Here is a 16,178-nt window from a genome sequence, read left to right as displayed (position 1 = left end):
CGCACAGCGTCGGCAGCCTGGGCACGCACAGCAGCGCGGTCAGCGGTGCTCTTGTAGGTCACCACACGCGAACCAGCGGGCTCGATCGAGCGGGTCTGGGCCACGGTAGCGGCTTCGGCTTGCACTTCAGCGCGGGTGCGGTTGGTTTCGAATTGGGTGGCGAACTGCGAAGCATCGGCTTCGTCAGCGTGGGCGCCAAAAGAGGCGAAAGCAGCGACAGCGGCGATGGAGAGGAAACGTGCGGTGTTGTTCATGATGGATAAGTCCTTGAAGTTAAAAAAGCGTCTCAAAAAAGCCGGGTCAAAAAACCATTCCTGAACCGGGTTCGGTGAGTCGCCTTGCGGGTTCGGCTCATCGATGGGATGAACTGTACGCCGATGGTGTTCAGAGAAAAACCATCCAGTCGCGAACTGACTGTTCCAGTATTTGAAACAGTGGAGACGAACAGGGTGTGCCCTTGTGCCGAGTTTGCGCAGTGCCCCGCAGCGCCAGGGCAGGCATCTCAGGCCCGCAATGCACATACCCAATTGATAGACCTAGGTATAAATCCTGAGATTCTGGCGAAAATTAGTATGTGTAAGGCTTTTCAAAGTATCAACTGAGCATCAGAGCATCGGTATCGTTCAGCCCATCAATGCCGTGATCCGACCGGCGTTGAATGGCAGATCCATACCAACTACGCAGGAGACGTTCCGATGCCCCATTCCACCCGTCCACACACCCGCCTGGCCCTGGCCGTTGCCGCCCTGGCGGCATCGCTGTGCGGCGCCGCTGCGCATGCGCAGACCGAGCTCGTGATTGCCACCGTGAACAACGGCCACATGATCGAGATGCAAAAACTCAGCAAGAACTTCGAGCAGGCGAACCCCGACATCAAGCTCAAGTGGGTCACGCTCGAAGAAGGCGTGCTGCGCCAGCGCGTGACTACCGACATCGCCACCAAGGGCGGCCAGTTCGACGTGATGACGATTGGCATGTACGAAGCGCCCATCTGGGGCAAAAAGGGCTGGCTGCAGGAGCTGAAAACCGACGCCGCCTACGACGTGGACGACCTGCTGCCCGCCGTGCGCAATGGCCTGTCGATCGACGGCAAGCTGTTCGCCGCGCCGTTCTACGGCGAAAGCTCCATGCTCATGTACCGCAAGGACCTGGCCGACAAGGCGGGCGTGCAGGTGCCCGAGCGTCCCACCTGGCCGCAGATCAAGGATCTGGCCGCCAAGATCCACGACCCCAAGAACGGCGTGTACGGCATCTGCCTGCGCGGCAAGCCGGGCTGGGGCGACAACATGGCCTTCCTGTCCACGCTGGTCAACACCTTCGGCGGCCAGTGGTTCGACATGCAGTGGAAGCCGCAGCTCGAATCCAAGCCCTGGAAGGAAGCGATCAACTTCTATGTGGACCTGCTCAAGAACTACGGCCCACCCGGCTCGTCGGCCAACAGCTTCAACGAGATCCTGGCACTGACCAACTCGGGCAAGTGCGGCATGTGGATCGACGCGACCATCGCCGCATCGTTCGTGGCCGACCCCAAGCAGTCCAAGGTCGCCGACCAGATGGCGTTTGCCCAGGCACCCACCATGAACACGCCCAAGGGCGCCAACTGGCTGTGGTCGTGGAATCTGGCGATCCCCGCCGGGTCCAAGAAGGTGGATGCCGCGCAGAAGTTCATCACCTGGTCCACCAGCAAGGACTACATCCAGCTCGTGGCCAAGACCAACGGCTGGGCCAACGTGCCCACCGGCACGCGCAAGAGCACCTATGCGTCGCCGGAGTTCCAGAAAGCCGCCCGCTTTGCCGCCGCCGAGAAGGTTGCGATTGACTCGGCGAACCCCACCGACTCGACCCTGCCCAAGAGCCCGTATGTGGGCGTGCAGTTCGCGGCGATTCCTGAGTTCCAGGCCATCGGCATTGCGGTGGGGCAGCAGATGAGCGCCGCGCTCGCAGGCAAGACGACGGTGGATGCTGCGCTGAAGGCATCGCAGGTGTCGGCTGATCGTGAAATGAAGAAAGCTGGCTACTACAAGTAAATAGGCATTCATTCGGCTACTGCGTGGGCCGATCCGGGGCCGGTGTTCCTCGCTGTACGGGAGTACGGCTGCGGTACAGCGCCCCCGCCTCGGCCCGCTCGCTGCGCCGACTGAACGCCTATTGCGCCGCTGGTTTTAACTTCTTCTGGCAAAGCCGGATTTCTCCGAGACTCCCATGAACCGCCGCCTGCTCCCCCGCCTGCTGCTCACGCCCGCCATGGCCACGCTCTTCCTGTGGATGATCGTGCCGCTGGTGATGACGATCTACTTCTCGCTCATCCGCTACAACCTGATGCAGCCCGACCAGTCGGGCTTTGCGGGCCTGGAAAACTTCGAGTTTTTCGTCACCGACCCGTCGTTCGGCACGGCGGTGGTCAACACCATCTTGCTGCTGGGCAGCGTGATCCTCATCACCGTGGTGCTGGGCGTGGCGATTGCGTTGCTCATCAACGAGCCGTTCCCGGGCCGGGGCATCGTGCGGGTGCTGCTGATCTCGCCGTTCTTCGTCATGCCCACGGTGAACGCGCTGATGTGGAAGAACATGATGATGAACCCCATCTACGGCGTGCTCGCGCAGGTGTGGATGTTCTTTGGCGCACAGCCCGTGGACTGGCTTACCGACCACCCGCTGTTCTCGGTGATCGTCATGGTGTCGTGGCAGTGGTTGCCTTTTGCCACGCTCATCTTCATGACCGCGCTGCAGAGCATGAACCACGAGCAGTTGGAGGCTTCGCGCATGGACGGTGCCAACTACCTTCAGCAGCTGCGCTACCTGTACGTGCCGCACCTGGGCCGCTCGGTGGCTGTGGTGGTCATGATCGAGCTCATCTTCCTGCTCAGCATCTTTGCCGAGATCTACACCACCACCGCCGGCGGACCAGGCGATGCGAGCACCAACGTCACCTTCCTGATCTTCAAGCAGGCGCTGCTCAACTTCGATGCGGGCGTGGCTTCGGCCGGGGCGCTGTTCGCGGTCGTGCTGGCCAACATCGCGGCCGTGTTTTTGATCCGCATGGTCGGTAAGAACCTCGACAAGTAAGACCCAGGGGCAACGATCATGACAACAACCAAACGACGCCGTTCCAACTTTCCGCTCGGCCTGCTGGCCTTGCGCACCGCAGCCGCCTGGGGTGTGGCCCTGCTGCTGTTCTTCCCGCTGGGGTGGCTGTTCCTCACCGCCTTCAAGACCGAGCTGCAGGCCATCGCCGTGCCGCCGCTGTTCGTCTTCACGCCGACGCTGGAGAATTTTCACGAGGTGCAGGAGCGCAGTGACTACCTGCTGTATGCCAAGAACTCGGTCATCACCAGCGTGCTCTCCACCCTGCTGGGCCTGATGCTCGCCGCCCCTGCGGCCTATGCCATGGCCTTCTTCAAGGGCAAGTACACCAAGGACATCCTGATGTGGATGCTCTCCACCAAGATGATGCCCGCCGTGGGCGCGCTGGTGCCGATCTACGTGCTGGCGCAAAAGAGCCATCTGCTCGACACGCAGCTGGCGCTGATCATCGTGTTCGCGCTGTCCAACCTGCCCATCATGGTCTGGATGCTGTACTCCCACTTCAAGGACATCCCGCGCGAGATCCTGGAGGCCGCGCGCATGGACGGCGCCACCCTGTGGCAGGAGGTGCGCCTGGTGCTGCTGCCGCTGGGCATGGGCGGTCTGGCCTCCACCGGCCTGCTGTGCCTGGTGCTGTCGTGGAACGAGGCCTTCTGGAGCCTGAACCTGAGCGCCGCCAAGGCCGGCACGCTGGCCACGCTGATCGCCTCGTACTCCAGCCCCGAAGGCCTGTTCTGGGCCAAGCTGTCGGCCGCCTCGCTGATGGCCATCGCGCCCATCGTGGTGTTCGGCTGGTTCAGCCAGAAGCAACTGGTGCAAGGCATGACATTTGGCGCCGTGAAGTAACGCGCAGCCCTCCTTCCAACAGCAATCAAGATTTCAGGAACCTGATTCCATGGCCTACCTCCAACTGCGCGGCATCGAGAAATTCTTTGGCGAGCACCGCGCCATCAAGGGCATCGACCTCACCATCCAGCAAGGCGAGTTCATCGTCTTCGTCGGCCCCTCGGGCTGCGGCAAGTCCACCTTGCTGCGCCTGATCGCGGGGCTGGAAAACATCGACGGCGGCTCGCTCATGCTCGACGGCCGCGACATCACCGACCAGCCATCAAGCAAGCGCGACCTGGCCATGGTGTTCCAGAGCTATGCGCTGTACCCGCACATGAGCGTGTACGAGAACATGAGCTTTGCGCTCAAGCTCGCCAAGGTCGACCCGGCCACCGTGCGCGAGAAGGTGGAGCGTGCCGCCGCCATCCTCAACCTCACCACCTACCTGGAGCGCACGCCCAAGGAGCTGTCGGGCGGGCAGCGCCAGCGCGTGGCCATCGGCCGCGCCATCGTGCGTGCGCCCAAGGTCTTTCTGTTCGACGAGCCGCTGTCCAACCTCGACGCGGCCCTGCGCGGCCAGACCCGGGTGGAGATCGCCAAGCTGCACCGCGACCTGGGCGCCACCACCATCTACGTCACGCACGACCAGGTGGAGGCCATGACGCTGGCCGACCGCGTGGTGGTGCTGCGCGACGGCGTCATCGAGCAGGTGGGCACGCCGCTGGAGCTGTACGACAAGCCTGCCAACCAGTTCGTGGCCCAGTTCATCGGCACGCCGCAGATGAATGTGGTGCCCCTGCCGCAGCTGCCATCGCCCGTGCAGCAGCAGGCGCCCGCCGGGGCGGAGGGCGGCGCCATCGGCCTGCGCCCCGAGAACATCACGGTGCGCAACACCGGCGCGACGCCGGTGCCGGGCCAGGTGGACCTGGTGGAAGCATTGGGCGCCGAGACGCTGATCTACGTGAGCACGCCCAGCGGCGCGCAGTTTGTGGCGCGCCAGAACGACCGCACAGGCCTGCGCGCCGGCGATGCGGTGAGCCTGGACATCGACGCGTCGCACGCCCATTGGTTCGACCCTGCGGGCCGTGTTGTCGCGGGTGCAGCTGCATGACCGCCGTGACCGCAGGCCGGGAATTGCACGGCAAGGTGGCCGCCGTCACCGGCGCTGCATCGGGCATCGGGTTTGCCAGTGCAAAGGCCATGGCCGACGCTGGAGCGCACGTGGTACTTATCGACCGCGATGAAAAAGCGCTGGACAAGGCTTGCGCTGCCATCGGCGCCCAAGCGTCGCCGCTGGTGCTGGATTTGCTGGACACAAAGCAGTGTGCGAGCCTGCTTGCGCGCACGCTGGCGCTCGCGGGCCAGCTCGACATCTTCCACGCCAACGCCGGGCTGTATGTGGGCGGCGACCTGGTGGATGCCGACCCCGATGCCATTGACCGCATGCTTCAGCTCAACGTCAACGTGGTGATGAAGAACGTGCACAACGTGCTGCCCCACATGATTGAGCGCGGCACGGGCGACATCATCGTCACCAGCTCGCTGGCCGCGCATTTCCCCACGCCGTGGGAGCCCGTCTACGCATCGTCTAAGTGGGCGGTCAATTGCTTCGTGCAGACCGTGCGCCGTCAAGTCTTCAAGCATGGCATCCGCGTGGGCTCCATCTCGCCCGGGCCCGTCATCACCTCGCTGCTGGCCGACTGGCCCGCGGAGAAGCTTGCCGAGGCCAAGGCCAGCGGCAGCCTCATCGAGGCATCCGAAGTAGCCGATGTGGTGCTCTTCATGCTCACGCGCCCGCGCGGCATGACCATCCGCGACGTTGTGATGATGCCCACGAACTTTGATCTCTAGAACCCTGTCTTCACGCACCATGAATTTCATCCTGCACCTGGGCCTGGGCTCGTTCCACCGTGCTCACCAGGCCGTCTATGTCCACCAGTTGCGCCAGCAGGGTGATACCGGCTGGGCCATCGCGGGCGGCAACCTGCGCCCCGACATGGCTGACACCATTGCAACCCTGCAAGCACAGGGCGGGCGCTACACGCTCGAAACGGTGACGCCCCAAGGCGAGCGCAGCTACACCGTCATCGAATCCATCCAGCGTGTGATCCCCTACCAGGAAGACCTGGCCCCGCTGACTGCCATGGGTGCCGACCCTGCCACGCGCATCATCAGCTTTACGGTGACCGAGGCAGGCTACTACCTGGATGCCCAGAACCAGCTCGACTGGCTCACCTACGCCGACCTGCGCGCCGACCTCGCAGCCGTGAAGGCGGGACAAGCTGGCCACACGATCTACGGTGGCCTGGTCAGCATCCTGCGCGCGCGCAGGGCAGCCGGGGCGGGCCCCGTGACGCTGATGAACTGCGACAACCTGCGCCACAACGGCGAGCGCTCGCGCAACGGCCTGCTGCAGTTCATCGAGGCGCTGGGCGATGAGCCACTGAAAGAGTGGGTGGAGCAGAACACCACCAGCCCCAACGCCATGGTGGACCGCATCACGCCGCGCCCCACGCCCGATGTGGCCGAGCGCGTGAAGGCTGCAACGGGTTGGGACGACAAGGCAGCACTCATGGGTGAAAGCTTTATCCAGTGGGTCATCGAAGACGAGTTCATCGCCGGCAGGCCCGCGTGGGAGACGGTAGGCGTGGAGATGGTGCAGTCGGTGCAGGCGCACGAAGAGGCCAAGATCCGCCTGCTCAACGCCACCCACAGCTGCATTGCCTGGGCGGGCACACTCGCGGGCTACCAGTACATCCACGAAGGCACGTACGATGCGGCCATCCGCCAGATGGCCTACGACTACGTGACCGACGATGCGATCCCCGTGCTGCTGCCGTGCCCCATCGACCTGGAGCGCTACCGCGACGTGGTGCTGGACCGCTTTGGCAACCCCGCCATCGCAGACACCAACCAGCGCGTGGCCATGGACGCGTTCTCCAAGATCCCCGGCATGATTGCGCCCACTATCCGCGACAAGCTCGCGCGCAACGCGTCGTTCGACAGCGTGGCCATGCTGCCAGCGCTGTTCCTGGCCTACCTGCAGCGCTGGCACGCGGGGCAGATTCCCTACAGCTACCAGGACCAGGCCATGAACCCTGCAGTGGCCCATGCCATCTGCGATGCCGCAGACCCCGTCGCGGCGTATGCGGCCGACGCGACCCTGTGGGGCGAGATGGCCAGCCACCCCCGGCTGGTGGATGCCCTGCGCAAAGCCTACGCCCGCGTGCTGGCCTTTGTGGCGCAGCGGACAGGCGCCTGATGCTGGTGTAACTTTCGTCCAGCACCACCACCATGACCGTGAAAACGTCCACCGCCCCGCGCCAGACCAAACCCGAGCTGGAGCACGACTATGTGCGCTCGCCCGCACTGGGCTACGAGTCGCCGGACACTGCGGGCTTCATCCGTTGCCTGGCCCACGGGTTTCCCACGCCGCTGGCGCGCTGGCACTACCACGACGAGTACGAGCTGCACCTCATCACCGCGACGTCGGGCAAGGTGTTTGTGGGTGACTGGATCGGGCAATTTCAGCCCGGCCACCTGGTGCTGACGGGCCCGCGCCTGCCGCACAACTGGATCAGCATGGATCTGCCCGAAGGCGGTGTGCCGCTGCGCGACCTGGTGATCCAGTTCTCGCACGCGCCGCTGGTGGCCAGCAGTGAAAGCATTCCTGAGCTGCGCGAGGTGCTGCCCCTGTTGGAGCGCGCGCGCCACGGCATCGAGTTCTTTGGCATGGAGGCGCAGGCGCAAGAACACTGGCACCGCATCAAGGCGCGGCAAGGCCTGGCCCGGTTCGGCGCGTTCTGCGAATTTCTGAGCGACCTGGCGCGCTGCACCGACTTTCGCCTGCTGTCGAGCACGCAGCTGCAAAGCGAGGACAACGACACCCAGCTCGACCAGATCAACGCCATCGTGAGCCGCATCACCGACCATCTGGCCGACCCGCTGTCGGCGGCCGACCTGGCGCAGGAGCTGGGCATGACGGAGAGCCGCTTCTCACGCTTCTTCCGCCGCGCCACGGGCAACACCTTCACCGACTTCGTGAACCTTGTGCGCGTGAACCGCGCGTGCCAGCTGCTCATGGAGTCCGACCGCTACATCACCCACATCGCGTACGACGTGGGCTTCAACAACATGGCCAACTTCAACCGCCGCTTCCTGGACATCAAGGGCATGACGCCCAGCGAATTCCGCAAGCAGGGGGCGGGGCGGTTTGGCAAGGTGTGATGCCGTGCAGCGGCCTGGGTGGTGGAGGGCTGGCGAGTGTTGGAGATTGTTCCCTCCGAATCACCCTGCAATCCACCCCACATCACCCACCCACCGTTCGGGCTGAGCCTGTCGAAGCTAGGGCGCACCACCCGCGTTGACCCGTTTCACCCGCGCAGCAGCCTACTGACCCAACCAAGCATCCATGTACCTCGGAATCGATTTGGGCACCTCGGGTGTCAAGCTCCTGCTGCTGAACGGCGCGCAAACCGTGGTCGCCACGGCCGATGCTGCCGTGCCCCAGCACCGCCCCCAGCCCACCTGGAGCGAACAGCACCCCGCTGACTGGATGGCCGCCGTGGAGGCCGCCGTGGCGCAGCTGCGCGCCCAGGCCCCCGCCGCGTGGGCACAGGTGCGGGGCATCGGCCTCTCGGGCCACATGCACGGTGCCGTGGTGCTGGGTGCGCAGGGCCAAGTGCTGCGCCCGGCCATCCTGTGGAACGACGGCCGCGCCAGTGCCGAATGTGCACAGCTGGAAGCCGCCGTGCCCACCTCGCGCCAGATCACCGGCAATCTCGCCATGCCCGGCTTCACCGCGCCCAAGCTGCAGTGGCTGCGCACGCACGAGCCCGCCGTGTTCGACCAGATCCGCACGGTGCTGCTGCCCAAGGACTGGCTGCGCCTGCAACTCAGCGGCGATGCAGTGAGCGACATGTCCGACGCATCAGGCACGCTGTGGCTGGACGTGCAGGCCCGCACCTGGAGCCCGGCCATGTTGCAAGCCTGTGGGCTCGATGTTTCGCACATGCCCGCACTGGCCGAGGGCAGCGCGCCCACGGGCACGCTGCGCAGCGACGTGGCGCGCCGCTGGGGGCTCGGTGAAGGTGTCGTCGTGGCCGCTGGCGCGGGCGACAATGCCGCCAGTGCCGTGGGTGTGGGCGCCCGCACTGCCGGGCAGGGCTTTGTGTCGCTGGGCACCTCGGGCGTGGTCTTTCGGGTGACGGATGCATTTGCGCCTGCCACCGAGCGCGCCGTGCATGCCTTTGCCCACGCGCTGCCGCAGCGGTGGCACCACATGTCGGTCATGCTCAGTGCAGCGAGTGCGTTTGGCTGGGTCACCCGGCTCACAGGGCGCGGTGACGAGGCGCAACTGTCGGACGCCGTGGGTACCTTGAGCACCAGCCGCCAAATGCAGGCGCCGCTGTTTCTGCCCTACCTGAGTGGCGAGCGCACGCCGCACAACAACGCGGCGGCCACCGGCGTGTTCATGGGCCTGCGCGCCGAGCACGACGCGGCGGACCTGGCCTATGCCGTGATGGAAGGCGTGGGCTTTGGTCTGCTCGATGGCCTCAATGCCATGCGTGCCGCCGGTGCCGGGCAGGGTGGTGCTGCCCGCCGGGATGATGACGCAGCCCTGGCATTGGTCGGTGGCGGTGCCCGCAGCAACCCCTGGGCGCAGCTCTTGGCCAGCGCTTTGGGTACACCGCTGCAGCGCCCGCAGGGCGCACACGCTGCAGCAGCCCTGGGGGCCGCGCGCCTGGCTGCCATGGCCTGCGGTGGTGACGAAGCCCAGTGGTGCCAGCCCCTGCCCGCTGGCGCCACCTTCATGCCACAGCCTGCACAACAAGCTCAGCTGGCCGAACGCTATGCCCGCTTTGTCGCTCTGTACCCCGCACTGCAATCGCAGTTCTGACGCACTGTCCGCTTACTCCCAAACGTCCATGACTTCTGCATCCACAATTTCCAACGGCACAGCGCCCATCCACGCCGCCATTGCTGGCGAGGCCCTCATCGACCTCATCCGCCGCCCCGATGGCAGCTACCTGCCGTGCCTGGGCGGCGCGCTCTACAACCTGTGCCGTGCGCTGGCCCGACAGGGTGTGGGCACCCAGTACCTCAACCCCTTGTCGCGCGACCGATTTGGCCGCGAGCTGGCAGCGCAGTTGGTGGCCGACGGCGTGGTGTTGGCCCAGCCCGAGCCCGTGCAGCAAGTCACGTCACTGGCCGTGGTCAACCTCGATGCAAATGGCCACCCCGACTACGCCTTCTACCGCGAAGGTGTGGCAGACCGCGCTGTGTCCGCCGCGGGTTTGGGCGAAAGCTGCGCGGCTTTGCCCGCGCTGCAGCTGGTCTGCACCGGCGCTTTGGCTCTCGACGCGCGCGACACGGCCATCTACTTGCTATGGCTGGCCGCCCAGCGCGCCGCAGGCCGCTGCGTGGTGGTCGATGCCAACCTGCGCCCCTCCGTCATGCCCGACCTGGCGGCCTACCGCACCACCGTGCACGCCGCGCTGGCCCACGCCCACATCATCAAGGCCAGCGACGAAGATTTGGAGCATCTGGCCGTGCCTGGCGTGGATGCCCTGTCCCGCGCGCAGCATCTGCTCGCCGCCAACCCACAGACCCACCTGCTGGCGCTGACGCTGGGCGCGGAAGGCGCCTGGCTGCTGCACCGCTACGGCGTCCAGTGTTTTGCCAAAGAGGCCCAGCCGCTGCAGGTGGTGGACACCGTGGGCGCGGGCGACAGCTTTCTGGCCGGGCTGCTGGCGCATTTGCTGCGGCAATCGCAGGCTGCAGGGGTTGCGAGTTTTACGCAGTTTGTGGACGGGCTGACGGCCGACGCCTGCCAGCAGGCGCTGCGCCATGCGCTGGCCAGCGCCAGCCTGTGTGTGATGGAGCAGGGCTGCGTGCCACCGGGCTGGGAGGCAGCGCGCGCATGGAGCGAGCAGCATCCAGCAGCCCAAGACCCGCGCTGACATCCGGGTTTGGGGCACCGTCGTTGGAGGGGCAGGCCGTCTATCATTTCCTGTTGCAGGTTTGCGGAGGATGCCGATGACGGAGTTTCTGGTTGCGATGCTGTGGTCAGCGGTTGAGGTGCTGATCGTCTTCACGGGCGCGCAGGTGATCCGGGTGCTCAGCTTCGGCCGCTGGCGCTCTGAGCGCTGGAGCACCAACGAAGCGCGTACCTTGAGCGCGGCGGGCGCACTGTCGTTTCTCCATGACGGGCAACGTGTGGTGACGACCAACGGCCTGATATTCGTGGGCTTGTTGTTCTATGGGTTGCTCGCCGTTTTGGCCGTCGCGCTTTCGAGGCTGGCTTCGGCGTGATTGCGGGTAGCGCAGTGCCCCAGGACACACAGATCATCCCCGTCGGCCCTGTCACGGCAGAAGCCGCCTGCACGCTCATCCGCCAGTCCATCACCCACTGCTGCTCCCTCGACCACGGCCATGACCCTGCCATCCTGACGGCCTGGCTGATCAACAAGACCCCCGAGAATCTGGCTGCGTGGATGTCCGCGCCAGACGCTGCCGCGTGGGGTGCATACCGGGGCGACACGATGGTGGGTTTTGCGCTGGTGGCGCGGGCCACGCTGGCGTTGTGCTATGTGGTGCCTGAAGCCATACACCAAGGGGTGGGGCGGGCCTTGCTGCGACAAGCCGAGGGCCATGCGCGCAAGGTGGGGCTCTCAGCCTTGGGCCTTGAGAGTACGCGCACCGCTGAGCACTTTTACCGCCGCAATGGCTACGTGCCGCATGGCGCGGTTCAAACGTGGGCCGGTCTGCAGGCACAGCCGATGCGCATGGCGCTATGAACTGACTGGGGTTCCTGGCGTGCCCGCCCGTCGTGCCCGGCCTTGGGGGGGTAGAGATGCAAGCAAAATTGGCCGCTGGCGCCTGTTGGGTATGCGCTTGTAGCTCTCTTTTTTATAGCGTTATGGATAAGGTTTCCCAGCGCCCGCGACGTCGCTAGGTGCTTGTGGTCACCCGGTGGCCCTGGTTGTCGTTCATTTCCAGAATCCACCACTGCGCCCCTGTGTTCTTGTCGATGAAGCGCATGTGCGAGGCGATGTTGGCCAGCATTTGGCTGTCCAGGTGGAGCAGGCGCTGTACATAGTCCACCAGGTCGTTGGCCTCGTGGGTGAACTCGAAACCGTCGTGGTCAAACTCGAACACCTGTCCGGCGCACTCGCCATCGGTCGCCATCAGGATGTAGTTGCCCGAATGGGGCGTCTCGCCAATCACCAGGCAGTGTGGGATCCAGTCGGGCAAGATCTCTTCGCGTTCTTCGTCGCTCAGGTGTTCCGTCCAGCCTTCAAACGCCTCTTGCAGCGTGGGCCATTCAGTGGGCGGCGCGATGTAGCGGGCGGCGTCGCCCGAGTCGGCATCGTGGTACAGCAGAACGCCACCGAACGTGGCATAGAAACCGGAAAGCTGGCCCACATCGGGCAGGGGGGCATCCAGCGCAGCGGGGGGCTGGATGTGGTGCTGGAAGTTCACCGTTTTGGTTTGCTGCGGCTTGTTGATGCGCTCGCAAGTGAAGGTGCCGGCGTGTTCGTTGATGGCGCGGTGCAGATCAGGCAGTGTCATGGGCGGACCTTGGATGGCGGTCAGAGTTCTTGGGCGTACACGATGAAGCCATGGTGCTTGGCCATCTTGTCGTACAGCTGGCGCCCGGCGGCATTGGTCTCGTGCGTTTGCCAGTACACGCGGGAAGACTTGGCGGCGCGCGCAGCGTCGTACACCGCTTCGATCAGCGCCCGCCCCACGCCCCGGCCGCGCGCGGCCTCACGGGTGAACAAATCGCTGAGGTAGCAAACGGGTTCGATGCGCGTCATGCTGCGGTGAAAGACGCAGTGCGTGAGGCCCAGCAGCTCGCCGCTGGCATCGTCTTGCGCCACCAGGCAGAACATGGGTTCTGCCGCGTCATGAAACCGCTGCCAGGTGGTTCGCGTGATGTGCTCGGGCAGCGCCGTGGCGCCAAAGCGACCGTAGAAGGCGTTGTAGCCGTCCCAGAGCGGGCGCCATGCGGCGTAGTCGGAGGGCTGAGCGGGGCGTATGGAGACAGCAGAACTCATGGCGGGCCGAGCGGTGTTGTGGAGCGAAGCGGTGATTGTGCAGGCAGAGCCGGAGGGCCGTTTTCCTTGCCGGGGCCTGCAGCTGCGCGGCGGCGGCCATGCCCTGCGGTTTGTTGGGATTCGGTGGGCTACGATGCGCGTCTGATCCGCATTCGGGCCCTGTGCCCCACGCTTTGACCATGAGCTATGTTCTGCACCTCTGGCGCCATCCGATCCCTGTCTCCAGTGAGGACGCGCAGGTCACGTTGCGTGACTTGCGCCAGCAGTTGAGCTTCAACCCCGATCCTGCGGCAGGCGTGCTGATGCAAGCCCTTGCAGCCGGGCTGCCGCAGGATGGCGAGCCCGAGGACTATTGGACTGAACCCCCGGAGCCGGACCCGTTCGCGCTGGTGCAAAGCCTGAGTCCTGCCGTGGCCGAACTGGAGGTGGTGCTGCCGGTGATCGAGCGCGTGGCCCGCCAGCTGGGGTGGGTGATTTTTGATCCGCAGAGCGGCGAGGTGCACCCTCCTTCGGGGCAGGTGATGGGCCCCATGGGATCTGTTGCAGCCGTGGCGGATGTGCCTGTGCTCCCTGAGCTGGACACTTCGCCTTCGGCGCGCAGCCGCTGGGTGCAGCAATCGCTGGAGCCCCTGTTCACCCAACGGGGCTGGCGCAAGCTGCGGGGCGCATTCTGGTTCAAGAAAAAGCTGCCTGTGGGCGAGGCGCTGGTGTACTCGGACATGGTGCGGGACACCTTGCACCACGGCGTGTGGATACGCCTTGCATTGCCCCCCCACCTGCAGCCCGCTCTTAACAGCGATGGCGGGCCGGCCTTTAAGGTGTCCTTGCAGCACTTCGCGCAGACGCACAGGCTGCCCTTCACTTACCTGGAGCCACCGGCACTGTTCCAAAAACAGGCGGGAGGGGTGATCTACGAGTTGCCCATGGGCAGCGCAGACAGTGCTGCCACGCGCCGGGATGAGCTGGCGGCGCTGTACGACAGGGCCGTGCTGGACTGGCTGGACCAGTTGCACAGCCTGGAGGATCTGGACAGATGGGCCAACCGCGTGCCGGATGAGGAATGCCCCTTCGTGGGCCTGCGCCAACGCAGCGACTACCGCTTGCTGAACTACCACCCCGATCTGCTGGTGGCTGCTGCAGTCAACGCCCCTGACTTCGAGCAACGCGCCCTGGAGCGCAATGCAATGTACGAGGCCGACGCGTTTGGCCGGGGGCTGCTGCCCCAGATGCACGAGCTGCTGGCCGTGTGCGGCCTGCACATCTCGCGCTGATCCTATGTTTGCGCAGACCGTGCGGCGTTAGACCTTCAGTACCCGCCCCGGGTTCATGATCCCCTGCGGGTCCAGCGCCTGTTTGATGGCGCGCATCATGCCAAGCGCCACGGGCGACTGGTACTTGGCGAGCTTCTCGGCCTTGAGTTCGCCGATGCCATGCTCGGCCGAGAACGATCCGCCAAACTCGGCCACGGCCTCGTACACCAGGTGGTTCACATGGTCCTCGTGCTCGCGCAGGAAGGCCTTGGGGTCGCCTTCTGCCGGTGCCTGCACGTTGTAGTGCAGGTTGCCGTCGCCCAGGTGGCCGAAGTTGACCAGGCGCACGCCCGGGATCTCGCGCTGCAGCACCGCGTCGGTGTGGGCCACGAAGGCGGGGATGCGCGAAATCTGCACCGAAATGTCGTGCTTGATGTTCAGGCCCTCTTCGGCCTGGGCGAGCGGAATGCTCTCGCGGATGTGCCACAGCTGGTGCGCTTGGGTGAGGTTCTCGGCCACCACGGCGTCGGTCACGCAGCCCATTTCAAACGCGGTTTCCAGCAGCGCTTCGAACCGTGCGCGCGCATGTTCTTCGGATTCACTGTCGGAGTTCTCCAGCAACACACACCAGGGCGCGTTCTCGTCGCCCAGGAAGGGCACGCGCAGCTGCGGCATGTGTTTGCCCACCAGGCTCAATGCAAACTGGCCCATCACCTCAAAGCCCGTGAGGCCCGCGCCCAGCTGCTTGTGCGCCAGGCCCAGCAGGGCCACGGCATGCTCCATTGACGGCACGGCGGCCCAGGCCGTGAGATTGGCGGCGGGCTGGGGGTAGAGCTTCATGGTGGCGGCGGTGATGATGCCCAGCGTGCCCTCGCTGCCGATGAACAGGTCACGCAGGTCGTAGCCCGTGTTGTCCTTGCGCAGGCCCTTCAGGCCGTCCCACACCTCGCCCTGCGGCGTGACCACTTCAAGGCCGAGGCACAGGTCGCGCGCATTGCCGTAGCGCACCACCTGCGTGCCGCCCGCGTTGGTGCCCAGGTTGCCGCCGATGGTGCAGCTGCCTTCGGCCGCGAGGCTCAGGGGGAACAGCACGCCGGCGTTCTGCGCCACGTCCTGCAGGTTCTGCAGGATGCAGCCCGCTTCCACGGTCATGGTTAGGTTGTCGGTGTCCACACTGCGCACCGCGTTCATGCGCGTGAGGCTCAGCACGATCTGCGTGCCGCTGTCATCGGGCGTGGAGCCCACGGCGAGACCCGTGTTGCCGCCCTGGGGCACGATGGCGGTACCCACCGCCGCGCAGGCCTTGACCACGGCGGCCACTTCCTGCGTGTTGGCGGGGCGCACCACGGCCAGGGCCTTGCCGCGCACGCGGCGGCGCCAATCCTGTTCCCAGGCGGTGAGGTCGCCTTCGGTGATCACATGGGTGGGGCCAACGATGGCGCGCAGGGTGTCAAGCAAAGTGGTCATGGGCAAAACGGGTGGGTCAGTGTCTGGATGGGGCAGGGCGCGGCGCTGGATTCTTCAAGGGCCGAGTGCCGCTGCGCTGGCCTCTGCGGCGGCTGCGGCTGCCTTGGCGTTGCGTTGGCGCACACGCACATGCAGCGTGCAGGCCGTGAACAGCACCAGGCACAGCGCCACTTCGGCCCAGGCCAGCCATTGCGACGGGGGCTTGTCGCTCCATCCGCGCACCACGCCTTCGGTGAAGTACAGCCAGATCACCAGGCTGACCCAGCGGTAGGTGTACATGCGGTTCTTGAGGATGCCCGCCAGCGGAATGCACAGCGGCAGGGCCTTGATGGCCAGCCAGGTGCCACCGGGGCGCAAGGGGGCCAGCACCAGCTCCCAGGCCAGGCACAGAACAATCAGGGCCAGCAGGCTGCCGGTGGCCAGCCAGCGTGTGGCGGCAACGCCGTGGTCAGAGGGTGTGAGGGGGATGGCGGGGGATGCAGTCATT

General features: G+C 65.4%; 17 protein-coding genes. 12 read left to right on the top strand and 5 right to left on the bottom strand.

Going from position 1 to position 16,178, the window contains the following annotated elements; all coding sequences use genetic code 11:
- Positions 1-254: DUF4148 domain-containing protein (locus ACTPOI_RS26305; RefSeq protein WP_440114710.1), on the bottom strand; the 254-nt coding region annotated here is incomplete at its 3' end.
- 441 nt (positions 255-695) lie between these two features.
- Between ACTPOI_RS26305 and ACTPOI_RS26300 the strand changes: the two genes are divergently transcribed.
- The 11 genes from ACTPOI_RS26300 to ACTPOI_RS26250 all read left to right on the top strand — a co-directional run bounded on the left by ACTPOI_RS26300 (position 696) and on the right by ACTPOI_RS26250 (position 11,711).
- Positions 696-2,027, top strand: coding sequence for an ABC transporter substrate-binding protein (locus tag ACTPOI_RS26300; protein WP_440114707.1), 1,332 nt, complete (start codon positions 696-698; stop codon positions 2,025-2,027).
- Positions 2,028-2,202: 175 nt separating this feature from the next.
- Complete coding sequence (locus ACTPOI_RS26295; protein ID WP_252661571.1) at positions 2,203-3,066, top strand: carbohydrate ABC transporter permease; 864 nt, start codon at positions 2,203-2,205, stop codon at positions 3,064-3,066.
- An 18-nt stretch (positions 3,067-3,084) separates the two neighbouring features.
- Complete coding sequence (locus tag ACTPOI_RS26290) at positions 3,085-3,930, top strand: carbohydrate ABC transporter permease (protein ID WP_440114703.1); 846 nt, start codon at positions 3,085-3,087, stop codon at positions 3,928-3,930.
- A gap of 49 nt (positions 3,931-3,979) precedes the next feature.
- Positions 3,980-5,023: an ABC transporter ATP-binding protein gene (locus tag ACTPOI_RS26285; protein WP_440114700.1), complete on the top strand. Its 1,044-nt coding sequence runs from the start codon at positions 3,980-3,982 to the stop codon at positions 5,021-5,023.
- Positions 5,020-5,763, top strand: a complete 744-nt coding sequence (locus ACTPOI_RS26280) for an SDR family oxidoreductase (RefSeq protein ID WP_440114697.1) — start codon at positions 5,020-5,022, stop codon at positions 5,761-5,763. The genes ACTPOI_RS26285 and ACTPOI_RS26280 overlap by 4 nt, the downstream gene beginning before the upstream one ends.
- A 19-nt stretch (positions 5,764-5,782) precedes the next feature.
- The gene (gene dalD / locus ACTPOI_RS26275) at positions 5,783-7,174 is read left to right on the top strand and encodes a D-arabinitol 4-dehydrogenase (RefSeq protein ID WP_440114694.1); all 1,392 of its coding nucleotides are present in this window, start codon (positions 5,783-5,785) and stop codon (positions 7,172-7,174) included.
- 32 nt (positions 7,175-7,206) lie between these two features.
- A complete protein-coding gene (locus ACTPOI_RS26270; protein WP_440114691.1) occupies positions 7,207-8,139 on the top strand; it encodes an AraC family transcriptional regulator in 933 nt (310 codons plus the stop codon).
- Between the two features lie 184 nt (positions 8,140-8,323).
- Positions 8,324-9,811, top strand: coding sequence for a xylulokinase (gene xylB, locus ACTPOI_RS26265; protein ID WP_440114688.1), 1,488 nt, complete (start codon positions 8,324-8,326; stop codon positions 9,809-9,811).
- Positions 9,812-9,839: 28 nt separating this feature from the next.
- Positions 9,840-10,874, top strand: coding sequence for a PfkB family carbohydrate kinase (locus tag ACTPOI_RS26260; RefSeq protein ID WP_440114685.1), 1,035 nt, complete (start codon positions 9,840-9,842; stop codon positions 10,872-10,874).
- 76 nt (positions 10,875-10,950) lie between these two features.
- Positions 10,951-11,226, top strand: coding sequence for a hypothetical protein (locus ACTPOI_RS26255; RefSeq protein WP_440114682.1), 276 nt, complete (start codon positions 10,951-10,953; stop codon positions 11,224-11,226).
- 14 nt (positions 11,227-11,240) lie between these two features.
- The gene (locus ACTPOI_RS26250; RefSeq protein ID WP_440114679.1) at positions 11,241-11,711 is read left to right on the top strand and encodes a GNAT family N-acetyltransferase; all 471 of its coding nucleotides are present in this window, start codon (positions 11,241-11,243) and stop codon (positions 11,709-11,711) included.
- A gap of 154 nt (positions 11,712-11,865) precedes the next feature.
- Here the strand turns inward: ACTPOI_RS26250 and ACTPOI_RS26245 are convergent, their stop codons facing one another.
- Together ACTPOI_RS26245 and ACTPOI_RS26240 are read right to left on the bottom strand one after the other, a co-directional pair.
- The gene (locus ACTPOI_RS26245; RefSeq protein WP_440114676.1) at positions 11,866-12,486 is read right to left on the bottom strand and encodes a hypothetical protein; all 621 of its coding nucleotides are present in this window, start codon (positions 12,484-12,486) and stop codon (positions 11,866-11,868) included.
- Between the two features lie 20 nt (positions 12,487-12,506).
- The gene (locus tag ACTPOI_RS26240; protein ID WP_440114673.1) at positions 12,507-12,974 is read right to left on the bottom strand and encodes an N-acetyltransferase family protein; all 468 of its coding nucleotides are present in this window, start codon (positions 12,972-12,974) and stop codon (positions 12,507-12,509) included.
- A 179-nt stretch (positions 12,975-13,153) separates the two neighbouring features.
- On the opposite strand from ACTPOI_RS26240, the gene ACTPOI_RS26235 reads away from it, so the two are divergent.
- Positions 13,154-14,245 (top strand): hypothetical protein, encoded by a 1,092-nt coding sequence (locus ACTPOI_RS26235; RefSeq protein ID WP_440114670.1) that lies wholly within the window; start codon positions 13,154-13,156, stop codon positions 14,243-14,245.
- Between the two features lie 27 nt (positions 14,246-14,272).
- Here the strand turns inward: ACTPOI_RS26235 and ACTPOI_RS26230 are convergent, their stop codons facing one another.
- Together ACTPOI_RS26230 and ACTPOI_RS26225 are read right to left on the bottom strand one after the other, a co-directional pair.
- Positions 14,273-15,691, bottom strand: a complete 1,419-nt coding sequence (locus tag ACTPOI_RS26230) for an FAD-binding oxidoreductase (protein ID WP_440114667.1) — start codon at positions 15,689-15,691, stop codon at positions 14,273-14,275.
- A 54-nt stretch (positions 15,692-15,745) separates the two neighbouring features.
- Positions 15,746-16,177, bottom strand: a complete 432-nt coding sequence (locus ACTPOI_RS26225; protein WP_440114664.1) for a DUF2069 domain-containing protein — start codon at positions 16,175-16,177, stop codon at positions 15,746-15,748.
- Position 16,178: the final 1 nt, after the last annotated feature.

The sequence above is a fragment of the Acidovorax sp. BL-A-41-H1 genome (assembly GCF_051942715.1).
The sequence above is the reverse complement of the archived record's forward strand: the minus strand, read 5'-3'. Positions and strand labels throughout refer to the sequence as shown.

Coding starts and splice junctions, on each gene's coding strand:
- ACTPOI_RS26300 (WP_440114707.1), top strand. CDS start 696: ATGCCCCATTCCACCCGTCCACACACCCGCCTGGCCCTGGCCGTTGCC.
- ACTPOI_RS26295 (WP_252661571.1), top strand. CDS start 2,203: ATGAACCGCCGCCTGCTCCCCCGCCTGCTGCTCACGCCCGCCATGGCC.
- ACTPOI_RS26290 (WP_440114703.1), top strand. CDS start 3,085: ATGACAACAACCAAACGACGCCGTTCCAACTTTCCGCTCGGCCTGCTG.
- ACTPOI_RS26285 (WP_440114700.1), top strand. CDS start 3,980: ATGGCCTACCTCCAACTGCGCGGCATCGAGAAATTCTTTGGCGAGCAC.
- ACTPOI_RS26280 (WP_440114697.1), top strand. CDS start 5,020: ATGACCGCCGTGACCGCAGGCCGGGAATTGCACGGCAAGGTGGCCGCC.
- dalD (WP_440114694.1), top strand. CDS start 5,783: ATGAATTTCATCCTGCACCTGGGCCTGGGCTCGTTCCACCGTGCTCAC.
- ACTPOI_RS26270 (WP_440114691.1), top strand. CDS start 7,207: ATGACCGTGAAAACGTCCACCGCCCCGCGCCAGACCAAACCCGAGCTG.
- xylB (WP_440114688.1), top strand. CDS start 8,324: ATGTACCTCGGAATCGATTTGGGCACCTCGGGTGTCAAGCTCCTGCTG.
- ACTPOI_RS26260 (WP_440114685.1), top strand. CDS start 9,840: ATGACTTCTGCATCCACAATTTCCAACGGCACAGCGCCCATCCACGCC.
- ACTPOI_RS26255 (WP_440114682.1), top strand. CDS start 10,951: ATGACGGAGTTTCTGGTTGCGATGCTGTGGTCAGCGGTTGAGGTGCTG.
- ACTPOI_RS26245 (WP_440114676.1), bottom strand. CDS start 12,486: ATGACACTGCCTGATCTGCACCGCGCCATCAACGAACACGCCGGCACC.
- ACTPOI_RS26240 (WP_440114673.1), bottom strand. CDS start 12,974: ATGAGTTCTGCTGTCTCCATACGCCCCGCTCAGCCCTCCGACTACGCC.
- ACTPOI_RS26235 (WP_440114670.1), top strand. CDS start 13,154: ATGAGCTATGTTCTGCACCTCTGGCGCCATCCGATCCCTGTCTCCAGT.
- ACTPOI_RS26230 (WP_440114667.1), bottom strand. CDS start 15,691: ATGACCACTTTGCTTGACACCCTGCGCGCCATCGTTGGCCCCACCCAT.
- ACTPOI_RS26225 (WP_440114664.1), bottom strand. CDS start 16,177: ATGACTGCATCCCCCGCCATCCCCCTCACACCCTCTGACCACGGCGTT.